General features: G+C 66.2%; 16 protein-coding genes and 1 pseudogene. 6 read left to right on the plus strand and 11 right to left on the minus strand.

Going from position 1 to position 16721, the window contains the following annotated elements; translation table 11 throughout:
* Positions 1-106 precede the first annotated feature (106 nt).
* A complete protein-coding gene (locus tag KBW98_RS14920) occupies positions 107-850 on the plus strand; it encodes an SDR family oxidoreductase (protein WP_211520937.1) in 744 nt (247 codons plus the stop codon).
* 25 nt (positions 851-875) lie between these two features.
* Here the strand turns inward: KBW98_RS14920 and KBW98_RS14925 are convergent, their stop codons facing one another.
* Positions 876-2822, minus strand: coding sequence for an FG-GAP-like repeat-containing protein (locus KBW98_RS14925; RefSeq protein WP_211520938.1), 1947 nt, complete (start codon positions 2820-2822; stop codon positions 876-878).
* Positions 2823-3089: 267 nt separating this feature from the next.
* Between KBW98_RS14925 and KBW98_RS14930 the strand changes: the two genes are divergently transcribed.
* Positions 3090-4115 (plus strand): hypothetical protein, encoded by a 1026-nt coding sequence (locus KBW98_RS14930; RefSeq protein WP_211520939.1) that lies wholly within the window; start codon positions 3090-3092, stop codon positions 4113-4115.
* Between the two features lie 30 nt (positions 4116-4145).
* Here KBW98_RS14930 and KBW98_RS14935 read toward each other — a convergent pair whose 3' ends face one another.
* Positions 4146-5300 (minus strand): hypothetical protein, encoded by a 1155-nt coding sequence (locus tag KBW98_RS14935; protein WP_211520940.1) that lies wholly within the window; start codon positions 5298-5300, stop codon positions 4146-4148.
* Positions 5301-5465: 165 nt separating this feature from the next.
* Between KBW98_RS14935 and KBW98_RS14940 the strand changes: the two genes are divergently transcribed.
* A complete protein-coding gene (locus tag KBW98_RS14940) occupies positions 5466-6095 on the plus strand; it encodes an HAD hydrolase-like protein (RefSeq protein WP_211520941.1) in 630 nt (209 codons plus the stop codon).
* 13 nt (positions 6096-6108) lie between these two features.
* On the opposite strand, the gene KBW98_RS14945 is transcribed toward KBW98_RS14940, so the two are convergent.
* Together KBW98_RS14945 and KBW98_RS14950 are read right to left on the minus strand one after the other, a co-directional pair.
* Positions 6109-6330 (minus strand): hypothetical protein, encoded by a 222-nt coding sequence (locus tag KBW98_RS14945; protein WP_211520942.1) that lies wholly within the window; start codon positions 6328-6330, stop codon positions 6109-6111.
* A gap of 67 nt (positions 6331-6397) precedes the next feature.
* Positions 6398-7633 (minus strand): RtcB family protein, encoded by a 1236-nt coding sequence (locus KBW98_RS14950; protein WP_211520943.1) that lies wholly within the window; start codon positions 7631-7633, stop codon positions 6398-6400.
* Positions 7634-7763: 130 nt separating this feature from the next.
* Between KBW98_RS14950 and KBW98_RS14955 the strand changes: the two genes are divergently transcribed.
* Both KBW98_RS14955 and KBW98_RS14960 read left to right on the plus strand, forming a co-directional pair.
* Complete coding sequence (locus tag KBW98_RS14955; RefSeq protein ID WP_211520944.1) at positions 7764-8810, plus strand: lipid A deacylase LpxR family protein; 1047 nt, start codon at positions 7764-7766, stop codon at positions 8808-8810.
* 81 nt (positions 8811-8891) lie between these two features.
* A complete protein-coding gene (locus KBW98_RS14960) occupies positions 8892-9296 on the plus strand; it encodes a hypothetical protein (protein WP_229429214.1) in 405 nt (134 codons plus the stop codon).
* A gap of 3 nt (positions 9297-9299) precedes the next feature.
* Here KBW98_RS14960 and KBW98_RS14965 read toward each other — a convergent pair whose 3' ends face one another.
* From KBW98_RS14965 to folE, 3 genes and pseudogenes are all read right to left on the minus strand, one after another.
* Complete coding sequence (locus KBW98_RS14965) at positions 9300-9908, minus strand: phosphatase PAP2 family protein (RefSeq protein ID WP_211520945.1); 609 nt, start codon at positions 9906-9908, stop codon at positions 9300-9302.
* Between the two features lie 200 nt (positions 9909-10108).
* Positions 10109-10372 (minus strand): annotated as a pseudogene (locus KBW98_RS14970) (transposase); the annotation flags it as partial.
* A 97-nt stretch (positions 10373-10469) separates the two neighbouring features.
* Positions 10470-11048, minus strand: a complete 579-nt coding sequence (gene folE, locus KBW98_RS14975; protein WP_211520947.1) for a GTP cyclohydrolase I FolE — start codon at positions 11046-11048, stop codon at positions 10470-10472.
* A gap of 144 nt (positions 11049-11192) precedes the next feature.
* Here folE and KBW98_RS14980 point away from each other — a divergent pair, with 144 nt between their 5' ends.
* Positions 11193-12095 carry a hypothetical protein gene (locus KBW98_RS14980; RefSeq protein ID WP_211520948.1) on the plus strand — a complete coding sequence of 301 codons (903 nt, stop codon included), beginning with the start codon at positions 11193-11195 and terminating at the stop codon, positions 12093-12095.
* Here the strand turns inward: KBW98_RS14980 and nudC are convergent.
* The 4 genes from nudC to KBW98_RS15000 all read right to left on the minus strand — a co-directional run bounded on the left by nudC (position 12092) and on the right by KBW98_RS15000 (position 16452).
* The gene (gene nudC / locus KBW98_RS14985; protein ID WP_211520949.1) at positions 12092-12913 is read right to left on the minus strand and encodes an NAD(+) diphosphatase; all 822 of its coding nucleotides are present in this window, start codon (positions 12911-12913) and stop codon (positions 12092-12094) included. The genes KBW98_RS14980 and nudC overlap by 4 nt on opposite strands.
* Before the next feature lie 141 nt (positions 12914-13054).
* Positions 13055-14215: an MFS transporter gene (locus tag KBW98_RS14990; protein ID WP_229429215.1), complete on the minus strand. Its 1161-nt coding sequence runs from the start codon at positions 14213-14215 to the stop codon at positions 13055-13057.
* A gap of 581 nt (positions 14216-14796) precedes the next feature.
* Positions 14797-15822: an alpha/beta hydrolase gene (locus KBW98_RS14995; protein WP_211520950.1), complete on the minus strand. Its 1026-nt coding sequence runs from the start codon at positions 15820-15822 to the stop codon at positions 14797-14799.
* 204 nt (positions 15823-16026) lie between these two features.
* A complete protein-coding gene (locus KBW98_RS15000) occupies positions 16027-16452 on the minus strand; it encodes an organic hydroperoxide resistance protein (protein ID WP_211520951.1) in 426 nt (141 codons plus the stop codon).
* Between the last annotated feature and the right edge of the window lie 269 nt (positions 16453-16721).

A 16721-nucleotide genomic window follows, 5' to 3' on the forward strand; every position in this document is an offset into this window, starting at 1 on the left:
TAGCGCATTGTTGGGCCATATGGAATGAAGTAACCCATGAACCGGGAATGATCTTTTTGCGCTAATAGTCGATCATGCTCGCATCCATTCACGTACAGGAGCCAGCATGAATACCACCCCACAGCAGCAGGTCGCCATCGTCACCGGCGCGTCGCGCGGCATCGGCGCCGCCATCGCCCGCCGCCTGGCCGAGGACGGCTACCGGGTCGTCGTCAACTATGCGAGCAATATCCAGGAAGCCGAACGGACGGTGAACAGCCTGCGCGCGGCCGGCCATGCGGCGCTGGCGGTACGCGCCGACGTGTCGAAGGCGGAGGAGGTGCGCGCCCTGTTCGACACGGCCGAACGCGAACTGGGCAAGGTCGATGTGCTGGTCAATAACGCCGGCATCCTGAAGGTCGCGCCGCTGGCCGATACCTCGGACGAGCTGTTCGCCCAGACCTTCGGCATCAACGTGCAGGGCAGTTTCAACACCATGCGCGAGGCGGCGCGCCGGCTGAACGACGGCGGGCGGATCGTGAATTTCTCGACCAATGTGCTGGCGATGAAGCTGCCCGGCTATGCCGCCTACGCCGCCAGCAAGGCCGCGGTCGAGGCACTGACCGGGATCTTCGCCAAGGAGCTGCGCGGCCGCCAGGTGCGGGTGAACGCGGTGGCGCCGGGGCCGGTCGCCACCGAACTGTTCTTCAACGGGAAGACCCCCGAGCAGATCGAACAGTTCGCCAGGATGCCGCCGCTTGAACGCCTGGGCGAGCCGGAGGACATCGCCAAGGTCGTGTCCTTCCTGGCCGGACCGGATTCCGGCTGGGTCAACGGCCAGGTACTGCGCGCCAACGGCGGCCTGTCCTGAGCGCGCGCCGTCGGGAAGGAAGCACTCAGCCGAATGGCGTGTAGCTGACGCCGTTGGCCATCACGCCCACCAGGGCGGCCTGGTTCTCGGGGCTTTCGCTGAAGCCCATCAGCACCTCCGCCACGGTGGCGTTCTTGTTGTCCAGGACGCCGGTCCAGAACTTGACGCCGCCTTCCTCGCCGTCGCGGTGCAGCACGTTGCGATAGAAGGCCTGCACCAGATCAAGGTTGGACGGGTTGGCGCCGTACTTGTCGCTGAATTCTTTCGAGGCAACGAAATTGACGGCCACGGTGTCGAGCGACATGCCGTTGTCCATCTTGCTGATCCAGAAGCCCAGGCCGCCGCTGTCCGGGGTACGCGCGAAGGCGGCCTGGTAGATGCGGTAGGCCTGGCCGGCGGTGCCGTCGATGTCGAGCGCGACCGTCTTGTCGGCGAACTGGATGCGCTCCACGCCCGCCAGGCTGTCGATGCCGTCGGCGCCGGACACATCGCGCACGGTGGCGTTGCCTTCCTTTCGCGTTACCTGGTAGCCGGCGCTGGCCTTGGTGTAGACCACCGTATCGAGGCCGGCGCCGCCGTCGATGCTGTTGCTGGCGCTGTTCTGCTTGATGAGATCGTCGCGTGCGCTGGCCTTGATGACGGCGGCCTGCGGCAGCGACTTGGTCGCCCACGCGGTGTTTTCGTACAGATTCCCCTCATGGAAATTGAGGCTGGTGAAGCTCGTGCCGTTCTTCGACGCGACCGGTACGCTGAACACGCCGACGAAGTAATTGTCGCCCGCGAGCGTGTTGAGCTGGCCGGCGCGCAGCGCCACCTCGAAGTGGCCGAAGCCGTCGTTGGTCCAGACGATCGGCGTGTTGGCCGTCGGCTGCTGGTTCATGAACTGGGTGACGACGATGTCCTTGCTGCCGTCGCGGTTCACGTCCATCAGGCGGATGAACTGGTTGGCGCCGACGTGGCTGTTGGTGTTCGGCAGGCCCTCGCGGCTGTCGGCGGCGCTGAAATGCTCGAGGGTGGCGTCAACGAAGCTGCCCTTGTCGTTGCGCAGCACTTCGAGCGACCAGCCGTCGCCATAGGCCTCGCGCGGGGCCGTCTCGGAGGACAGCAGCAGCAGGTCCTGGTCGCCGTCGGCGTCGATGTCCATCGAGGCGATGTCGTGCACCAGGCGGTTGTCGCCGAAATAGCCTTGCGGCAGGTAAGCCATGGCGCCGGCGCTGAAGCCGCTGCCGGTGTTCCAGAACACCAGCGAGCGGTGTTCCTTGTTGTTGGGGTTGCCCTCGTCGCCCAGCACCAGGTCGGCCTTGCCGTCGCCGTTGAGGTCGGCAAGCAGCGAGGAGGTAAAGCCGAAATTGCCCGACTGGCGGTTCAGCAGCCCGCCCGCTTCGAGCGGCAGGCCGGCAGTCGTCTTCGTGAACTGGCCGCTGCCGTCGCCGAGCAGCACATAGGATTCGGTCGGGCTGGCCTGGCTGCTCATGTTGCCGACGAAGAGGTCGGGATTGCCGTCGCCGTTGATGTCGCCTGCCGACGCGCTATGGGTGAAGTCCGACACCTGCGGCAGGTTGGCGCTGGCATCGGTGTAGCCGCCGCCGGCCTTGCCCAGCAGGAGCTTGTTCTGGCCGCCGGGATAGGGATTGACGTCGTAGCCATGGTCGGCGATGAACAGGTCGACCAGTCCATCCTTGTTGAAGTCGGCCTGCACGATCTCGCGCGGGTGTACCGTGGTGAAGCTCGCCGGCAGCATGCCGGCCGGCGCCGCCGTATAGGTGCCGTCGCCCTTGCCCAGCATCAGGACCGCCGGCTGCGGCGTCACGGCGCTGCCATGGAAGGGGTACCAGGCGCCGAAGGTCAGGATGTCGGCAATGCCGTCCGCGTTGGCGTCCACCACTTCCGGCACTGCCGAGGCGGCCTGGCGGGTGGGGGCGGGGAGGGTCGCGCGGACCATGTCGAAGTAATCGTCGGCGTTCAAGTTCATGGGTCGTGAGGGATAGGTGTGGACGGCGCCGCTGGACAGCATTGCAAGATTATTTTGTAATTCTGTCAGGGAATATTTATTGATTCAAGAAATCAAATTGCCGGGTCGCCAGGTGCGGCATCCATACAACATAAGTCTGCGGGGAAGCGCCGGACGGGCCACCGACGCGACAGCGCCACGCATGTGGGTGCTTGTCATTTGCAAAACTATGCGAGAATTGTCCGGTAACAAACGCCTTGTCCGTCGTTCCGACCTTTCTCTTCTATCATGCAAACCAAAGTCTGTATCAGCGTCGATACTGAATTCAGTATCGCCGGCGCCTTCCACGACCACTCCCTGTCGCCGGTCGCCGAGCAACGCGTCTGGTGCGTGGTGGACAACAAGTCGCACGGACTGGGTTTCATGCTCGACTGCTTCGCGCGCCACCGCATCACCGCGACCTTCTTTGTCGAGGCGATGAACCGCCACTATTTCAAGCACGACCCGATGCGCACGATCGCCGAGCAGCTGCACACGGCCGGCCACGAGGTGCAGCTGCACGTGCATCCCTGCTGGACCGTGTTCCAGCACGAGGACTGGCGCGAGCGGGTGCGGGTGCGCACCAAGCCGGGCATCGACGACTTCTACCGCCGTCCGGAGGACGAATCGGTGCGCCTGATCGAGGCCGGCATGCAGACCTTCCACGACTGGCGCCTGCCGGCGCCGACCGTGTTCCGCAGCGCCAGCCTGCAGCACGACGACACCCTGTTCCGCGCCCAGAAGCGCGCCGGGATTCCCTTCAGCTCGCACGTCGGGCTGGCGGTGTTCGACAGCGGCGATCCCCAGTACCGCCTGTACAGCGGGCGCCACGAGCGCCATGGCGTGATCGAATGCCCGATCCTGACCTTCTGCGACTGGAAGCTGCCGGGCAAGCAGCACCTCAAGACCCTGACCATCACCGGCAGCAGCTTCGCCGAGATGCGCATGCTGCTGGAAGAGGCGCAGCGCGAAGGCGTCGAGCAGGTCGTGATCCTGACCCACCCCTTCGAATTCGTGCACAACCGCGATTTCACCGTGCGCCAGATGCGCCGCCACGCGCTGAACCAGCGCCGCCTGGAAAAGCTGTGCGCCTTCATCGACGCCAACCGCGACCGCTTCGCGCCGGTCGGCGTGGCCACCGCGGCCAGCGCGCCGATGCTGCCGCAGTCCAGCCGCAACCTCCTGATCCGCGGCAGCCTGCTCACGGCGGTGCCGCGCATGGCCGAGCAGTTCGCCTACGAGAAGTACAGCCACTGGCAGCTGGTGCGCCAATAAAGGCGATGCGGGGCCGCGCCCCGCTCCTTCCTACGACTTGGTCTGCAGCAGGTAGGCCGAGTTGCCCACCACGTCGGTCAGGCGGAACACCTCGTCCCGGTGCAGCAGCAGCGCCTTGGCCAGCTGGCCGAAGGCGCGCGGGTTGCGGCGCGGCGGGTGGTCCAGCACCGAGGGCGCTTCGCGCAGCAGCGACAGGCCGTAGCGCACCGCCGCGATGCGGCTGACCGAGGCGTTGCGCGGCCGGTCCAGGTCGACCCGGTGCGCGCCCGGCTGGAAGAAGGCGGCCGGCAGCATGGCCGGTTCGTCGTAGCCGGCCGCGTAGACCTTGGCCGTGGTGCCGCCCAGGCGCGGATTCACCTCCAGGAAGAAGGCTTCGCCGGTCTCCGGATTGAGGATGAAGTCGTAATGGAAGACGCCGCGCAGCCCGGCCGCCTGCTCGAAGCGGCGGCAGGCCTCCAGCAGGCCCGCCGGCAGGGCGTAGGGCTGGAGCGCCACCGCCAGGCCGGCCGACTTGATCGAGGTGCAGAAGGCTTCGTGGTGGTCCCAGGAGCCATCCGCCGCGCGCGCGGCGTGGATCACCAGGTTCGGGCCGGCCACGAAGGGCTGGGCCACGATCCGTCCTTCCGGCGTGGTCATGGCGCGCGCCACGGCCACCGCCTCGGCCGCGGTGGCGACCAGCTTGACCTTGAACGACGGCCGCACCAGGCGCGTGATGTCGGGACGCAGCACCAGTGGCCCGGCCACGCCGGACAGCTCGCTGCCGCGGTCCAGCACGTGGGTCGGCATCACCGGCAGGCCGGCCTGGCGCGCCAGCTCCACCTGGCGCGACTTCGATTCCAGCACCTCGTACAGTTCCGGCGTATTGAGCATCAGCGTGGTGGCGCCGAAGTCCCCGGCGCGCTGGCGTTCGTGCAGCTTGAGGGCCAGCGACTCCGACAGCGCGGCCAGGCCGGCCACCTGCAGGCGAACGCATTCTTGCGCCACCTTGTCCAAGATCTCATCGAGCGCCGTACCCGCCGGGTAGAAGCGGTAGGCGTCGGTCAGCCGCTGCAGGCCGGCGGGCACGCGCCGGCCGCCGGTCTGGAAGAACGCGGTGCGGTAGCCCGCGCGGCGCCAGCTGCGGATGCAGGCCAGTTGCGCCGGGCCGAAGGGACCTATGATGCCGAGAAGGGGAGCTGAAGACATGGTGTGAAGGAAGCGATAGCGAAGAAGGCCTTGCGGCCGCGGGACGCCGGCGCGCGGGCAAAAAAAATGCACTCAGAAAATTTTATCACTCAACGCGGGTGTTTTCATTTTTTTAATGAATCGTGCTCCCTTTATAATTCCCCCATCTACCTTCCGTGTGCGCGCATGACTATCCGCCTGGCGATCTTCGATTTCGACGGCACCCTGGCCGACTCGTTCCCCTTCTTCATGAGCGTGTTCAACGAGATCGCCGACCAGCACGGCTTCCGGCGCGTCGACGCCCAGCAGGCCGAGCGCCTGCGCCACTACGGGCCGCGCGACATCATGCGCCATGTGGGCATGCCGGCCTGGAAGCTGCCGCTGGCCTCGCGCTCCTTCGTCGAGCGCATGCGCGAGAACGCCGCCCGCATCCCGCTGTTCGACGGCGTCGACGGCATGCTGCGCCACCTGGCGCACAGCGGGGTGGAACTGGCGGTGGTGTCCTCGAACTCGGAACTGAACGTGCGCCTGGTGCTCGGCCCCGAGCTCGCCGCCCTGGTGCGCCAGTACGAATGCGGCATGTCGATCTTCGGCAAGGCGGCGCGCATCCGCAAGGTGCTCAAGGCTGCGGGCGTGGCCGCGCAGCAGGCGCTGTACATCGGCGACCAGACCACGGACGCCGAGGCCGCGCGCAAGGCCGGCGTGGCCTTCGGGGCGGTGAGCTGGGGCTATGCGCCGATCGAGGCCTTGCGCCGCGCGGCGCCCCAGCGCGAGTTCGCGGCGCCCGGCGACCTGCTGTCGCTGGGACGGGCGTGAAGGCGAATCTGGTTCAGGCGCCGAAGCCGGCGTTGCGTTCCACGGCGCTGCGCACCGCGGTCACGATGCCGGCATAGGTCGTGTCGCGGCACAGGGGGCCGCCCTCGCCCGCGCAGGGATCGGCGCCGCCGGCCGCGGCGATCGCGTGGAAGGGCCGGGCGCTGCGCGGGCCCTGGCGCATGCGTTCGGGGGCGGGCGTGCGCCGCCGGCTGGTCAGGCTCTGGTCGTCTTGCATCGGATTGCTCGCTTGGGTCGGGGAACAGCAAAAACGCGGACGCCGTCGCGCCCGCGGTCGGAAACACTCAGCCCTTCACACACACCACCTGCTTCAGGGTATGGACCACTTCCACCAGGTCGCGCTGGGCGTCCATGACGGCGTCGATGTCCTTGTAGGCCATCGGGATTTCGTCGATCACGCCCTCGTCCTTGCGGCATTCCACGCCGGCGGTGGCGCGCTCCTGGTCGGCCAGGGTGAAGCGGCGCTTGGCCTCGGTGCGGCTCATCACGCGGCCGGCGCCGTGGCTGCAGCTGTTGAAGCTCTCGGGGTTGCCCTTGCCGCGCACGATGAAGCTGCGCGCCCCCATCGAGCCGGGAATGATTCCCAGCTCGCCCTCGCGCGCCGACACCGCGCCCTTGCGCGTGACCAGCACGTCCTTGCCGAAATGGCGTTCCTTCTGCACGTAGTTGTGGTGGCAGTTGACCGCCTCGACGTGGGTCTCGAAAGGCTTTTTGATGACGCTGCGCACCGCGTGGACCAGGTTGTGCATCATGACTTCGCGGTTGATGCGGGCGAACTTCTGCGCCCAGCCGACCGCCTCGACGTAGTCGTCGTAGTGCTGGGTGCCCTCTTCCAGGTAAGCGAGATCCTGGTCGGGCAGGTTGACCATGTGGCGCCGCATGTCCTGGCGCGCCAGCTCGATGAAATGGCTGCCGATCGCGTTGCCGACGCCGCGCGAGCCGGAGTGCAGCATCAGCCACACGAAATTGTCTTCGTCCAGGCAGACCTCGACGAAGTGGTTGCCGCTGCCGAGGGTGCCCAGGTGCTTGTAGTTGTTGGTGCCGCGCAGCTTGGGATACTTGCGGCAGATTTCATCGAACTCGTCCTTGAGTTTCATCCACCCGGCCTCGGCCGCGGGCGGCGGATTGTTCCAGGAGCCGACATCGCGCCCCTTCGCATTGCGCGTCTTGGGCGACATGCCGTGCGGGATTGCCTGTTCGATGGCGCTGCGCAGCTTGTGCAGGTTGTCGGGCAGGTCGTCGGCGCGCAGGGTGGTCTTGGCCGCCATCATGCCGCAGCCGATGTCCACGCCGACCGCCGCCGGGATCACCGCGCCCAGGGTCGGGATCACGCTGCCGATGGTCGATCCCTTGCCAACATGGACGTCCGGCATGACGGCGACATGGTGGAACACAAAGGGCAGCTGCGCCAGTTTCGACAGCTGTTCCTTCGCTTCCGCCTCGACCGGCACGCCGCGGGTCCACATCTTGACCGGACGTCCCTTGGCGCCGCCGAGCAGTTCGTACGCGTTCTGGTCCATGCGGCCTATCATCGCGTAAATCGAAAAACCATGGAGTCCGGCTGAAACGCGCAGCGATCCTGTTTCAGATCAAAAAAATCCTGTGAGCAAGTTCGACACTGGATGGCGTTTCGAACAAGAAAGGCCATCCATGCCGAGCCCGCTCTTCCCCCGCCTGTCCGCGCTCGCGGCCCTGCCCCTGCTGCTGGCGAGCCTTGCCGCCAGCGCCCAGGACGCACGCTTCCTCACCTACGAGAACGACGAGTTCTTCAACACCGACCGCTATTACACCAACGGCATCCAGTTGGCCGTGCGCCACGCGCAGGACACCCGTTCGCCGGGCGAGCGCCGCCTGCTCGACGGCCTGTGCCGCTGGCTGGGCTGCGCCGGGGGCCGGCTGCTGTTCGCGCAGAACAGCTTCGGACAGCTGATGTACACGCCCAGCGATATCACGGTCGCCGCCCGCCAGGACCAGGACCGGCCCTACGCCGGCCTGCTCTACCTGGAGCGCGACTATGTGTTCCTGTCGCCCGACGGGCAGACCCTGACCACGCTCGACAGCCAGGCCGGGTTCACCGGACGCCTGTCGCTGGCCGAGCAAACGCAAAAGCTGGTGCACCGCATCGGCGACCGCCCGGAGCCGCGCGGCTGGGACCACCAGGTCGGCAACGCGCTGGCCTTCCTGCTGTCGGTCGAGCGACGCAGCGCCCGTCCCCTGCTGTCCGGCGAGCTGGGTGGCGGCGTGCGGCTGCAGACCAATACCTACTGGCGTCTCACCGCCGGCACCCTGATGAGCCATGCGGCGGGCGGCGTCTCGCTGGCCATCGGCAAGGACTTGCCGGCGGTGTCGCCGATGCCGCCCGGGATCACGCACCGCCTCGGCGGCGGCAGGCTGGGCACATCCTGCCTGTGGGACTGGGTGCAGTGCACCGCCTTCGCCGGGGTCGAGGGACGCTACGTGGCCTACAACCTGTTCCTGCAGGGACGGCCGGGACGCGAGGATCCGGGCGTGCGGCCGCGGCGCTGGGTGGGCGATGCGATGCTGGGCCTGCGCCTCGATTTTCCGCGCACGCGCGGGCCGGACCACGGCCCCTGGTTCGTGCAGTTCCGGGCCACGCGCCGCTCGGCCGAATTCCACGCGCCGGCGCGGGTGCCGCGCCATACCTTCGGCGCGCTGACGCTCGGCACCGAATTCTGATGTCGGCGCGCGGTTGCGCGAGGGCGGCGGCGCTTCTATACTCGGCGGGACATGCACTGTTGCATTATCGAACGGAACTCCATGCGCCTCCCCCTCACCCTTCTGGCTCCCCTGCTCCTGGCGGGCTGCATCAGCGAAACCGCCCGCTATGACATCGACGACAACCACCAGGCGCTGATCGTGCGCGTCGACCAGGATGTCTTCTGGAGCAAACGGGCCAGCCTGCGCGTGATCGTGACGCGCATGCCGGATTGCCAGCGCCAGCTGGAGCTGGGCGAGGTGCGCCTGCCGGGCCTGGAAATCGAGCTGTTCGACAACGGCAGCGGCACCTACACCCTGCGCGCCGGCGACGAGGCCTGGCAGGTCGAGACCCGCGGCTGCTCCCAGCTCGAGGCGCCGGAAGCGGACGCCGTCACCGGCCAGGCGCTGGGCCTGTTCCATCTCGACGCCGACAAGAAGCTGGTGTTCGAGACGCCCGAGGAATAGCAATCAGGGACGCAGCCAGCCGCGCCCGATCGGCAGCGCCAGCACGCGACGGTACAGCGTTTCCAGCCGCGGCAGCACGCGCGCGCAGGCGGCGCGGGCCGCGGGCGTGTAGGCCAGCAGGGCCATCGTTCCCGACACCAGCAGCGCGCCCATCATGTCCTTGGGCCAGTGCACGCCCAGGTAGACACGCGACCAGGCGACCACCAGGGCCAGCGGCAACAGCGCCAGGCCCAGGCGGCGCGCCGGCTTCACCCCACTGAAGGCCAGCACCAGGGCCACCGAGAAGAGGCTGGTCGCATGGTCGCTCGGGAAGGAGCTGTCGGGGTCGTGGAACAGGAAGGTATGACCGACCTCGGCGACGAAGGGACGCGGGCTGTACCACAGGTGCCCGATCAGGCCGTTAAGTGCGAGCGCGCACAGCGCCGCCAGGCAGGCGCGCAGCGCCACTTCGCGGCGCGCGCCGGAACCGCCCGCCCACAGCACCAGCAGCGCCAGCGGCATCAGGAGAATCAGCCAGCGCGCCGCGAACACGGCGCCCAGCAGCTGCCAGCCGGTCAGGCCGGCATGCGCATTCAGCGCGGAAAACAGGATGAGATTCAGGTGCTCGAGCATGGCTTTTTTTGATAACAATATAAATTTGACAATTTTATTGTTAGCTTAGCTCAAGTGCCCCCGCGCACTTTACGAAAGTGCAGAGACTGTGACAAAAAGATGACAGCTTCGCCGCACGGCGCGTGTCCTCACGCACCGGTTCAGTGACCGTACAGCAGCCTGCGCAGCTGGGTCGCTTCCGGTTCGCGCCCCAGCGCATCCAGGGCGTTCTCGAGGAGGGTACGCTCGCCTTCGCGCTGCATGTTCCACTGGGTGAAGTACTCGTGCACGGTGCGCCAGGGCGGGAAGCCGGCGGGCAGGCTGCGCCAGGTGGCGCCGGTGTGCAGGAAATACAGCACCGCGCAGAACACGTCGTATAAGTCGTGCTTGCGCGGACGGGTCTTGCGCCGCGCCGCCTCGAGCGTGCCGCGGATGCTCTCGAACTGTTCGCGCGAGACGTCGCTCGGGTAGGCAGGGCGCTCCATGTCGGTCTCCAAAACATCTTGGAGGGCCGGGATACGGAACAGGTTCCCCGGTCGGGGCAGAAGACGCGCCGCGGTGGGAGCCGGCGGCGCCAGGGGATCAGGCGCCGCGGTCGTCGCGCGCCAGCGACAGGAACTCGGTGCGCAGCGCCAGGTTCGGCTGCAGCTCGCCCAGCAGGGCCGAGGTGATGGTTTCCTCGCCAGGGGTGCGGATGCCGCGGCTTTCCATGCACATGTGGCGGCACTTGATCACCACGCCCACGGCCTTCGGCTCCAGCACTTCCATCAGCGCGTTGGCGATCTGGATCGTCAGGCGCTCCTGCACCTGCAGGCGCTTGGCGTAGATGTCGACCAGGCGGGTCAGCTTGGACAGGCCGACGATCTTCCCGTTCGGCAGGTAGCCGACGGTGGCGCGGCCGAAGAAAGGCGCCAGGTGGTGTTCGCAATGGCTGTACACCGGGATGCCGCGCACCACGATCAGCTCGTTGTACTCCTCGGCGCCGTCCTCGAAGGCCTTCAGGACTTCCACCGGATTCTGGTCGTAGCCGGAGGTCCAGTGTTTCCAGGCCTTGGCCACGCGCGCCGGCGTCTCGTGCAGGCCCGGGCGGTCAGGATCCTCGCCAAGGCTGGCAAGCAGGCGGCGCCAGTCGTGTTCGGTGAAAGCTTCTTTGTCAGACATGGTAAATCCTAGAAAATCGATTGCCGCAAGTATATAGAAAATGCGGGTGGGTGGCCCGCCCCTGCCAATTTCTTGAGCAAGCTTAAGCCAGCAATACCACAGCCGGCGTAGCGTAAAGACGATTCCGTCCCTGGGAGAAGCGCCATGTTCGGCAGCACCGTCCTCGAAGTCGCCATCGGCCTGGCATTTTGCTACGGCACCCTGGCCCTGGTCGTCAGCACCTTGCAGGAAGCGCTCGCGGCCGCATTCAGCCTACGCGCCGGCATGCTCCAGGAAGGCATCAAGCGCATGCTGGCCGATCCGCGCTTCGACGCGCTGGCGCGCATGCTGTACGCGCACCCGCTGGTCAATCCGCAGGGGGCCGCCACGGTGCGGGACGGCGCCGCGGGCGGTGGCCGGCCGCCCGGATCCAGGCCTTCGTACATCGACCCCAGGCACTTCGCGATGGCTTTGGTCGACACCATCCGCCACGGCGAGATGTCGGTCGGCGCCGCCATCGCCGGCGTCGACGATCCGCAGCTGCGGCGCACCCTGCAAGCCCTGTATGCGCACGCGGGCGGCGACCTGCAGCGCTTCCAGGACTGCATCGCCGACTGGTTCGACAGCGCCATGGAGCGCCTGTCCGGCGTCTACAAGCGGCGCCAGCTGCTGGTGTCCTGGCTGCTGGCGCTGCTGCTCGCGATCCTGTTCAACATCGACAGCATCCACCTGTTCCGCACCCTGTGGCAGCACCCGGTCCTGGCGGCCCAGATTGGCGCGGCGCCGGGGGCGCTCGATACCGCCACCCTGCAGCAGCTATGGGCCCTGCCGATCGGCTGGAACAGCTTCCCGCCCACCCTCGATGCGCGCTTCGCCCTGCAGGCAGCTGGCTGGCTGGTGACCGCCAGCACCACCCTGTTCGGCGCACCCTTCTGGTTCGACCTCCTGCAGCGCGCCATCAACCTGCGCAGCACCGGCGCCAAGCCCGCATCCTCGCAGGCCGCCGCCGACGAGCGCGTACCCAGGGTGGTGGCCGAGGTGCACGCAGTGCACGAGGCGCAGGCCTAGCAGCCTGGCGGACGGTGGGCGTCGACCAGGACGCTCGAGATCGAGATGTGCGGCACCCGTTCAGGCCAGGCGTCATTCGGACCGAACCAGCGCGCCTCGGCGATCTCGGACGTATCAACGCGGATCTCGCCGTCCAGGTAGTCCGCGGTAAAGGCCAGCATCAGGGAATGCGGGAAGGGCCAGGACTGGCTGCCGAAGTAGCGCAGGTTCTGCACCCGCAGCCCCACCTCTTCGTAGACCTCGCGGTGGACCGCCTCCTCGACCGATTCGCCCGCTTCCAGGAAACCGGCCAGCGGCACGAAACGCTTGGTGGGCGAGGCCACGTGCATCGCCAGCAGCACCGCGTCGCCCTTGCGGATCAGGACCATCATCGCTGGCGAGATGCGCGGATAGGCCATGTGGCCGCAGTTCACGCACTTGAAGCAGCGCTCGCCGGCGGCCAGCACGGTGCCGCTGCCGCAGGCGCCACAGAAGCGGTGGGTGCGCGCCCATTCCGCCACCTGGGCCGCGCGCGCCGCCAGGCCCACCAGCTGCTCGTCCATCTCGCCGAACAGGGAGCGCAGCCCGCGCCAGCCATAGCCGGGCGGCAGCGCAGGCTCGCTGTCCAGCCAGCCGGCCTGGCAATAGCGCTCCCCGAACAGGCCGAGCGGCTGCAGGTTCGCGTCCGGCACCGCGAGCTGCGCCAGCAGCGCCGTATCCGGCAGGGCCGGGCCGTCCTCGCGCACCAGCAGGCGTCCCTGGTGGAACAGGAAGCTCAGGGGGGCGGAATCGGGATGCGGAGCGAACAGCGGCGTGAAAGTGGCGGGCGTCTGGAACATGATCGGCGGCGGCGGGTTGGGATCGCTCGATCATACCGCCTTTCACGGCGGCGCTCCGGGCGCGGCCCCGGAAACGGCAACGCAGACGGCCCTTGCGGACACGTCTGCGCTGGAACGCGGCCTAGCCGCGCGAGGACAAGCTTATTTCAGCAGGCGGGTGCGGCTGGCCACCAGGGCAATCACCAGCGACAGGCCGCCGACATAGGCGATTGCCGCCTGCATGCCGACATAGTGGGCGACGGCGCCGATCACCGGCGGGCCCATCAGGCTGCCGCTGTAGGCCATGCTGGCCACGCCGGCCAGGGCGATCGGGCCCTGGGCGCCGGCCGCGCTGAAGACGAACGGGAACAGCAGCGACAGGCCGAGGCCGGCGATCGCGAAGCCGCCCAGCGCGACGTAGGCGTTCGGGGCCAGCACCGCGAAGAACAGGCCGCATGCCGAGACCAGCGAACCGATGGTCACCAAGCGCTGGGCGCCGAAACGGCCCTTCAGCTTGTCGCCGACCATGCGCGACATCAGCATCATCACCGAGAAGGACGACAGGGCCAGCGGCGCCAGGCCGTCCGACGCGCCGAAGTGTTCTTTCAGGAACACGCCGCTCCAGTCGGCGATGCTGCCTTCCGACATCGAGCCCAGGAAGCCCAGCAGACCCAGCAGTGCCAGCGGACCGCGCGGCAGGGAGAAGGATTTCTTCTCGACCTTTTCCACGCTGTCGTCGGCTTCCAGCATCGAGTAGCCCATGTACAGCAGCACGGCCAGCGGCGCAGCCAGCATCACGAAGTGGGTGGCCGGAGCAATCTTGAGGCTGGCCATCAGGCTGCCCAGGGTCGCGCCCGCCAGGCCGCCGGCGCAGCCGAGGCCATGCAGCTTCGACAGCTCCGACTTGCCGGTCTGCTTTTCACGCTTGGTCGCGGCCGAGTTGATCGCCACGTCGAAGGTGCTGGCGGTGATGCCCAGGCTCAGGACGGCCAGCATCAGGCGCGGCACGGTCGGGGCCATCCCGATCGCGACCAGCACGCACAGCAGCGCCAGGCCGGAAATCAGGAGTGTCTTGCGGGCGCCGAAACGGCCCATCAGGTAAGACGAGATCGGGTAAGACACCACGGCGCCAAGGCCGCCGCACAGCAGCACCATCGACAGGGCCGAGTGGGATACGTGGACACGCTCGGCCAGCGCGGGAATGCGGCCGGCCCAGGAACCCATGATCACGCCGAACAGCGTGAACAGGAGCGGCAGTGCGTATTGCTGGAGGTGCGCAAGCGAAAAAGTGGTGTTGCGCGAAATGGAAGCAGTAGGTTGCATCGGCGTAGGATTGTTAAATATTTTGAGGGTTAAAGCACTTGCCAATTTGGCTTTGGCAGCCCTGACCTGCATAAAAAATTGCCGTCAGGAAGCTGATGGAGGGCAATTTTAAACACCTCAAAAGCGGATGCGTTTTCCGTACGGAAAAAAATTTCGGATCGTTGTATCGGGCTGACGCAAGGATGGCAACTTCCTTGCAACATCGCAAAGATGCGTTATCAGGCATCCAAATACATGGCAGCTAAATGCATTCAATTTGCATGCAGATCGCGTTATTTACTGCATAGATAACGCATATATGAAATCGTGATCGCGTTCTCTGGCACATCCTTTTCCTTAATTTTCAAACATCAATTCGGCCACTCTGCGGCGCTTTTGGCGTGCTCCTCCGGAATACCTGCGCGGGCAAAAAAAACAGGCGGCCAGGGTCACCCGGACCGAGCTTCCATTAAGTCTTTTCTTTGTCACCAGAATGTGAAATCCATGCCGATTTGATGCCGCGATTGCGGATAAAAAAAAGCCGCCCGAAGGCGGCGTACGCTTGCAGCTTGCGTGCTGCCGGCATGCGCCGGCAGCATTCATTACTTGGCCAGGTGTTTCTTGAGTTCGGTCCCCGCCTGCAGCACCTGGGAGCGCACGCCCGGCAGGGTGGCCAGCGGATTGAGCAGGCCGAAGTCGTGGATCATGCCGTTGTAACGGGTCACGGTGACGTCCACGCCAGCCTGGTCGAGCTTGCGGCCGTAGGCCTCACCCTCGTCGCGCAGCACATCGAACTCGGCGGTCTGGATCAGGGCCGGCGGCAAGCCTTTCAGCTGAGCCAGGCTGGCCTGCAGCGGCGAGGCGGTGATTTCCTTGCGTTTGCCGGCATCCGTCGTGTAGCTGTCCCAGAACCAGGTCATCATGTTCTTGGTCAGAAAATAACCCTCCGCATACTGCTTATAAGAGGCGGTCTCGAAATTGGCGTCGGTCACCGGCCACATCAGCACCTGGTAGCGCAGTGTAGGGGCGCCCTTCTCCTTGGCCATCAGGGTCAGCGCCGCCGACATGTTACCGCCCACGCTATTGCCGGCCACAGCCAGGCGGCTGCCGTCGATATGCAGTTCCTTCCCATGCTCGGCCACCCATTTGGTCGCGGCATAGATCTCATTGATCGCCACGCCGTAGCCGGCTTCCGGCGAACGGGTGTAGTCGACGAACACGGCCACGGCGCCCGAGCTCTCGACCAGGTCGCGCACCAGGCGTTCGTGGGTCGGGAAGTCTCCCAGCACCCACCCACCACCGTGCACGAACATGAAGGCCGGCAGCACGCCCTTCTGGCCGGCCGGACGCACGATCTTCAGCTTGATCTGCTTGCCGTCGACGGTGATGGTCTTGTCGGACACCTCGGCCTTCGGCAGGACCAGCTTGACGCTCTTCTGCGCGCCTTCCAGCACGGCGCGGGCGTCGGCCGGGGACAGCTGCTCGAGCGGCTTGCCGCCGCCGGCTTCCAGGGCCTGGAGGAATTCCTGGGTACGGCGTTCGACACCGGGACCGCCGGCGGCGGCAGAGGCGGCGCCATAGGCCAGGGCAAGGGCGGCAGCGGCGAGGGTTTTGGTCAGTGCTTTCATGATGTTTCCTTTCGTATGCGTAGGTCTGGATCAGGACGACCATCGAGCTTAGCGGGGGCGTCCTGGTTTTCATTGGAAAAACGAACCATCTTTACAGGCGCCGAACTCCGGCTTGGTTAGCGATTAAATCGTCCGCTACTTATTTGATTCGCTAACCAGGCTGTCGTTCGGCCAGGTGTCCCAGGCGGGACACCTGGGTGCGGCTTATACCAGCTGCAGGGTGACGTTGATGTTGCCGCGGGTAGCATTCGAGTAAGGGCAGACGATGTGGGCGCGGTCGATCAGGGCCTGGGCTTCCTCGGCCGGCACGCCCGGCAGGCTGATGTTCAGCTGGACTTCGATGCCGAAGCCGGTCGGCAGCGGGCCGATGCCGACACTGCCCTCCACCGATACGTCCGGCGAGATCTTCAGCTTGTCACGGGCGGCGACGAATTTCATCGCGCCCAGGAAGCAGGCCGAGTAGCCGGCTGCGAACAGTTGTTCCGGATTGGTGCCTTCCATGCCGTTGCCGCCGAGTTCCTTCGGGGTGGTCAGTTTGACGTCGAGCACGCCATCCGACGAGATGGCGCGGCCTTCGCGGCCACCGGTGGCCTTGGCAGTTGCACGGTAGAGGACTTTGTCGATTGCCATGATGAGTTTCCTTTTCAATTTTCATTAAAACGCTATTGTATAGCGTGCTATATAAATGGTTTGTTGCGGTGGAGACGGATTCCCTTACTGCGGACTTCGCGGAACTGATTTGCCATTCCGCGCTGCCATGAAAAGGATATTACATAGCTCGCTATTTAATTGCAAGCGATTTGTGTAACGAGATGTTACGGCGAGTCTTTCGGCCAAAAGGAAACCATGGAGTGGGGGGGGGGGGGGGGGGGGGGGGGGGGGGGGGGGGGGGGCGCCCC

Source organism: Massilia sp. ST3, from assembly GCF_018119405.1.
In the GTDB taxonomy this organism is placed as follows: Bacteria; Pseudomonadota; Gammaproteobacteria; order Burkholderiales; family Burkholderiaceae_D; genus Telluria.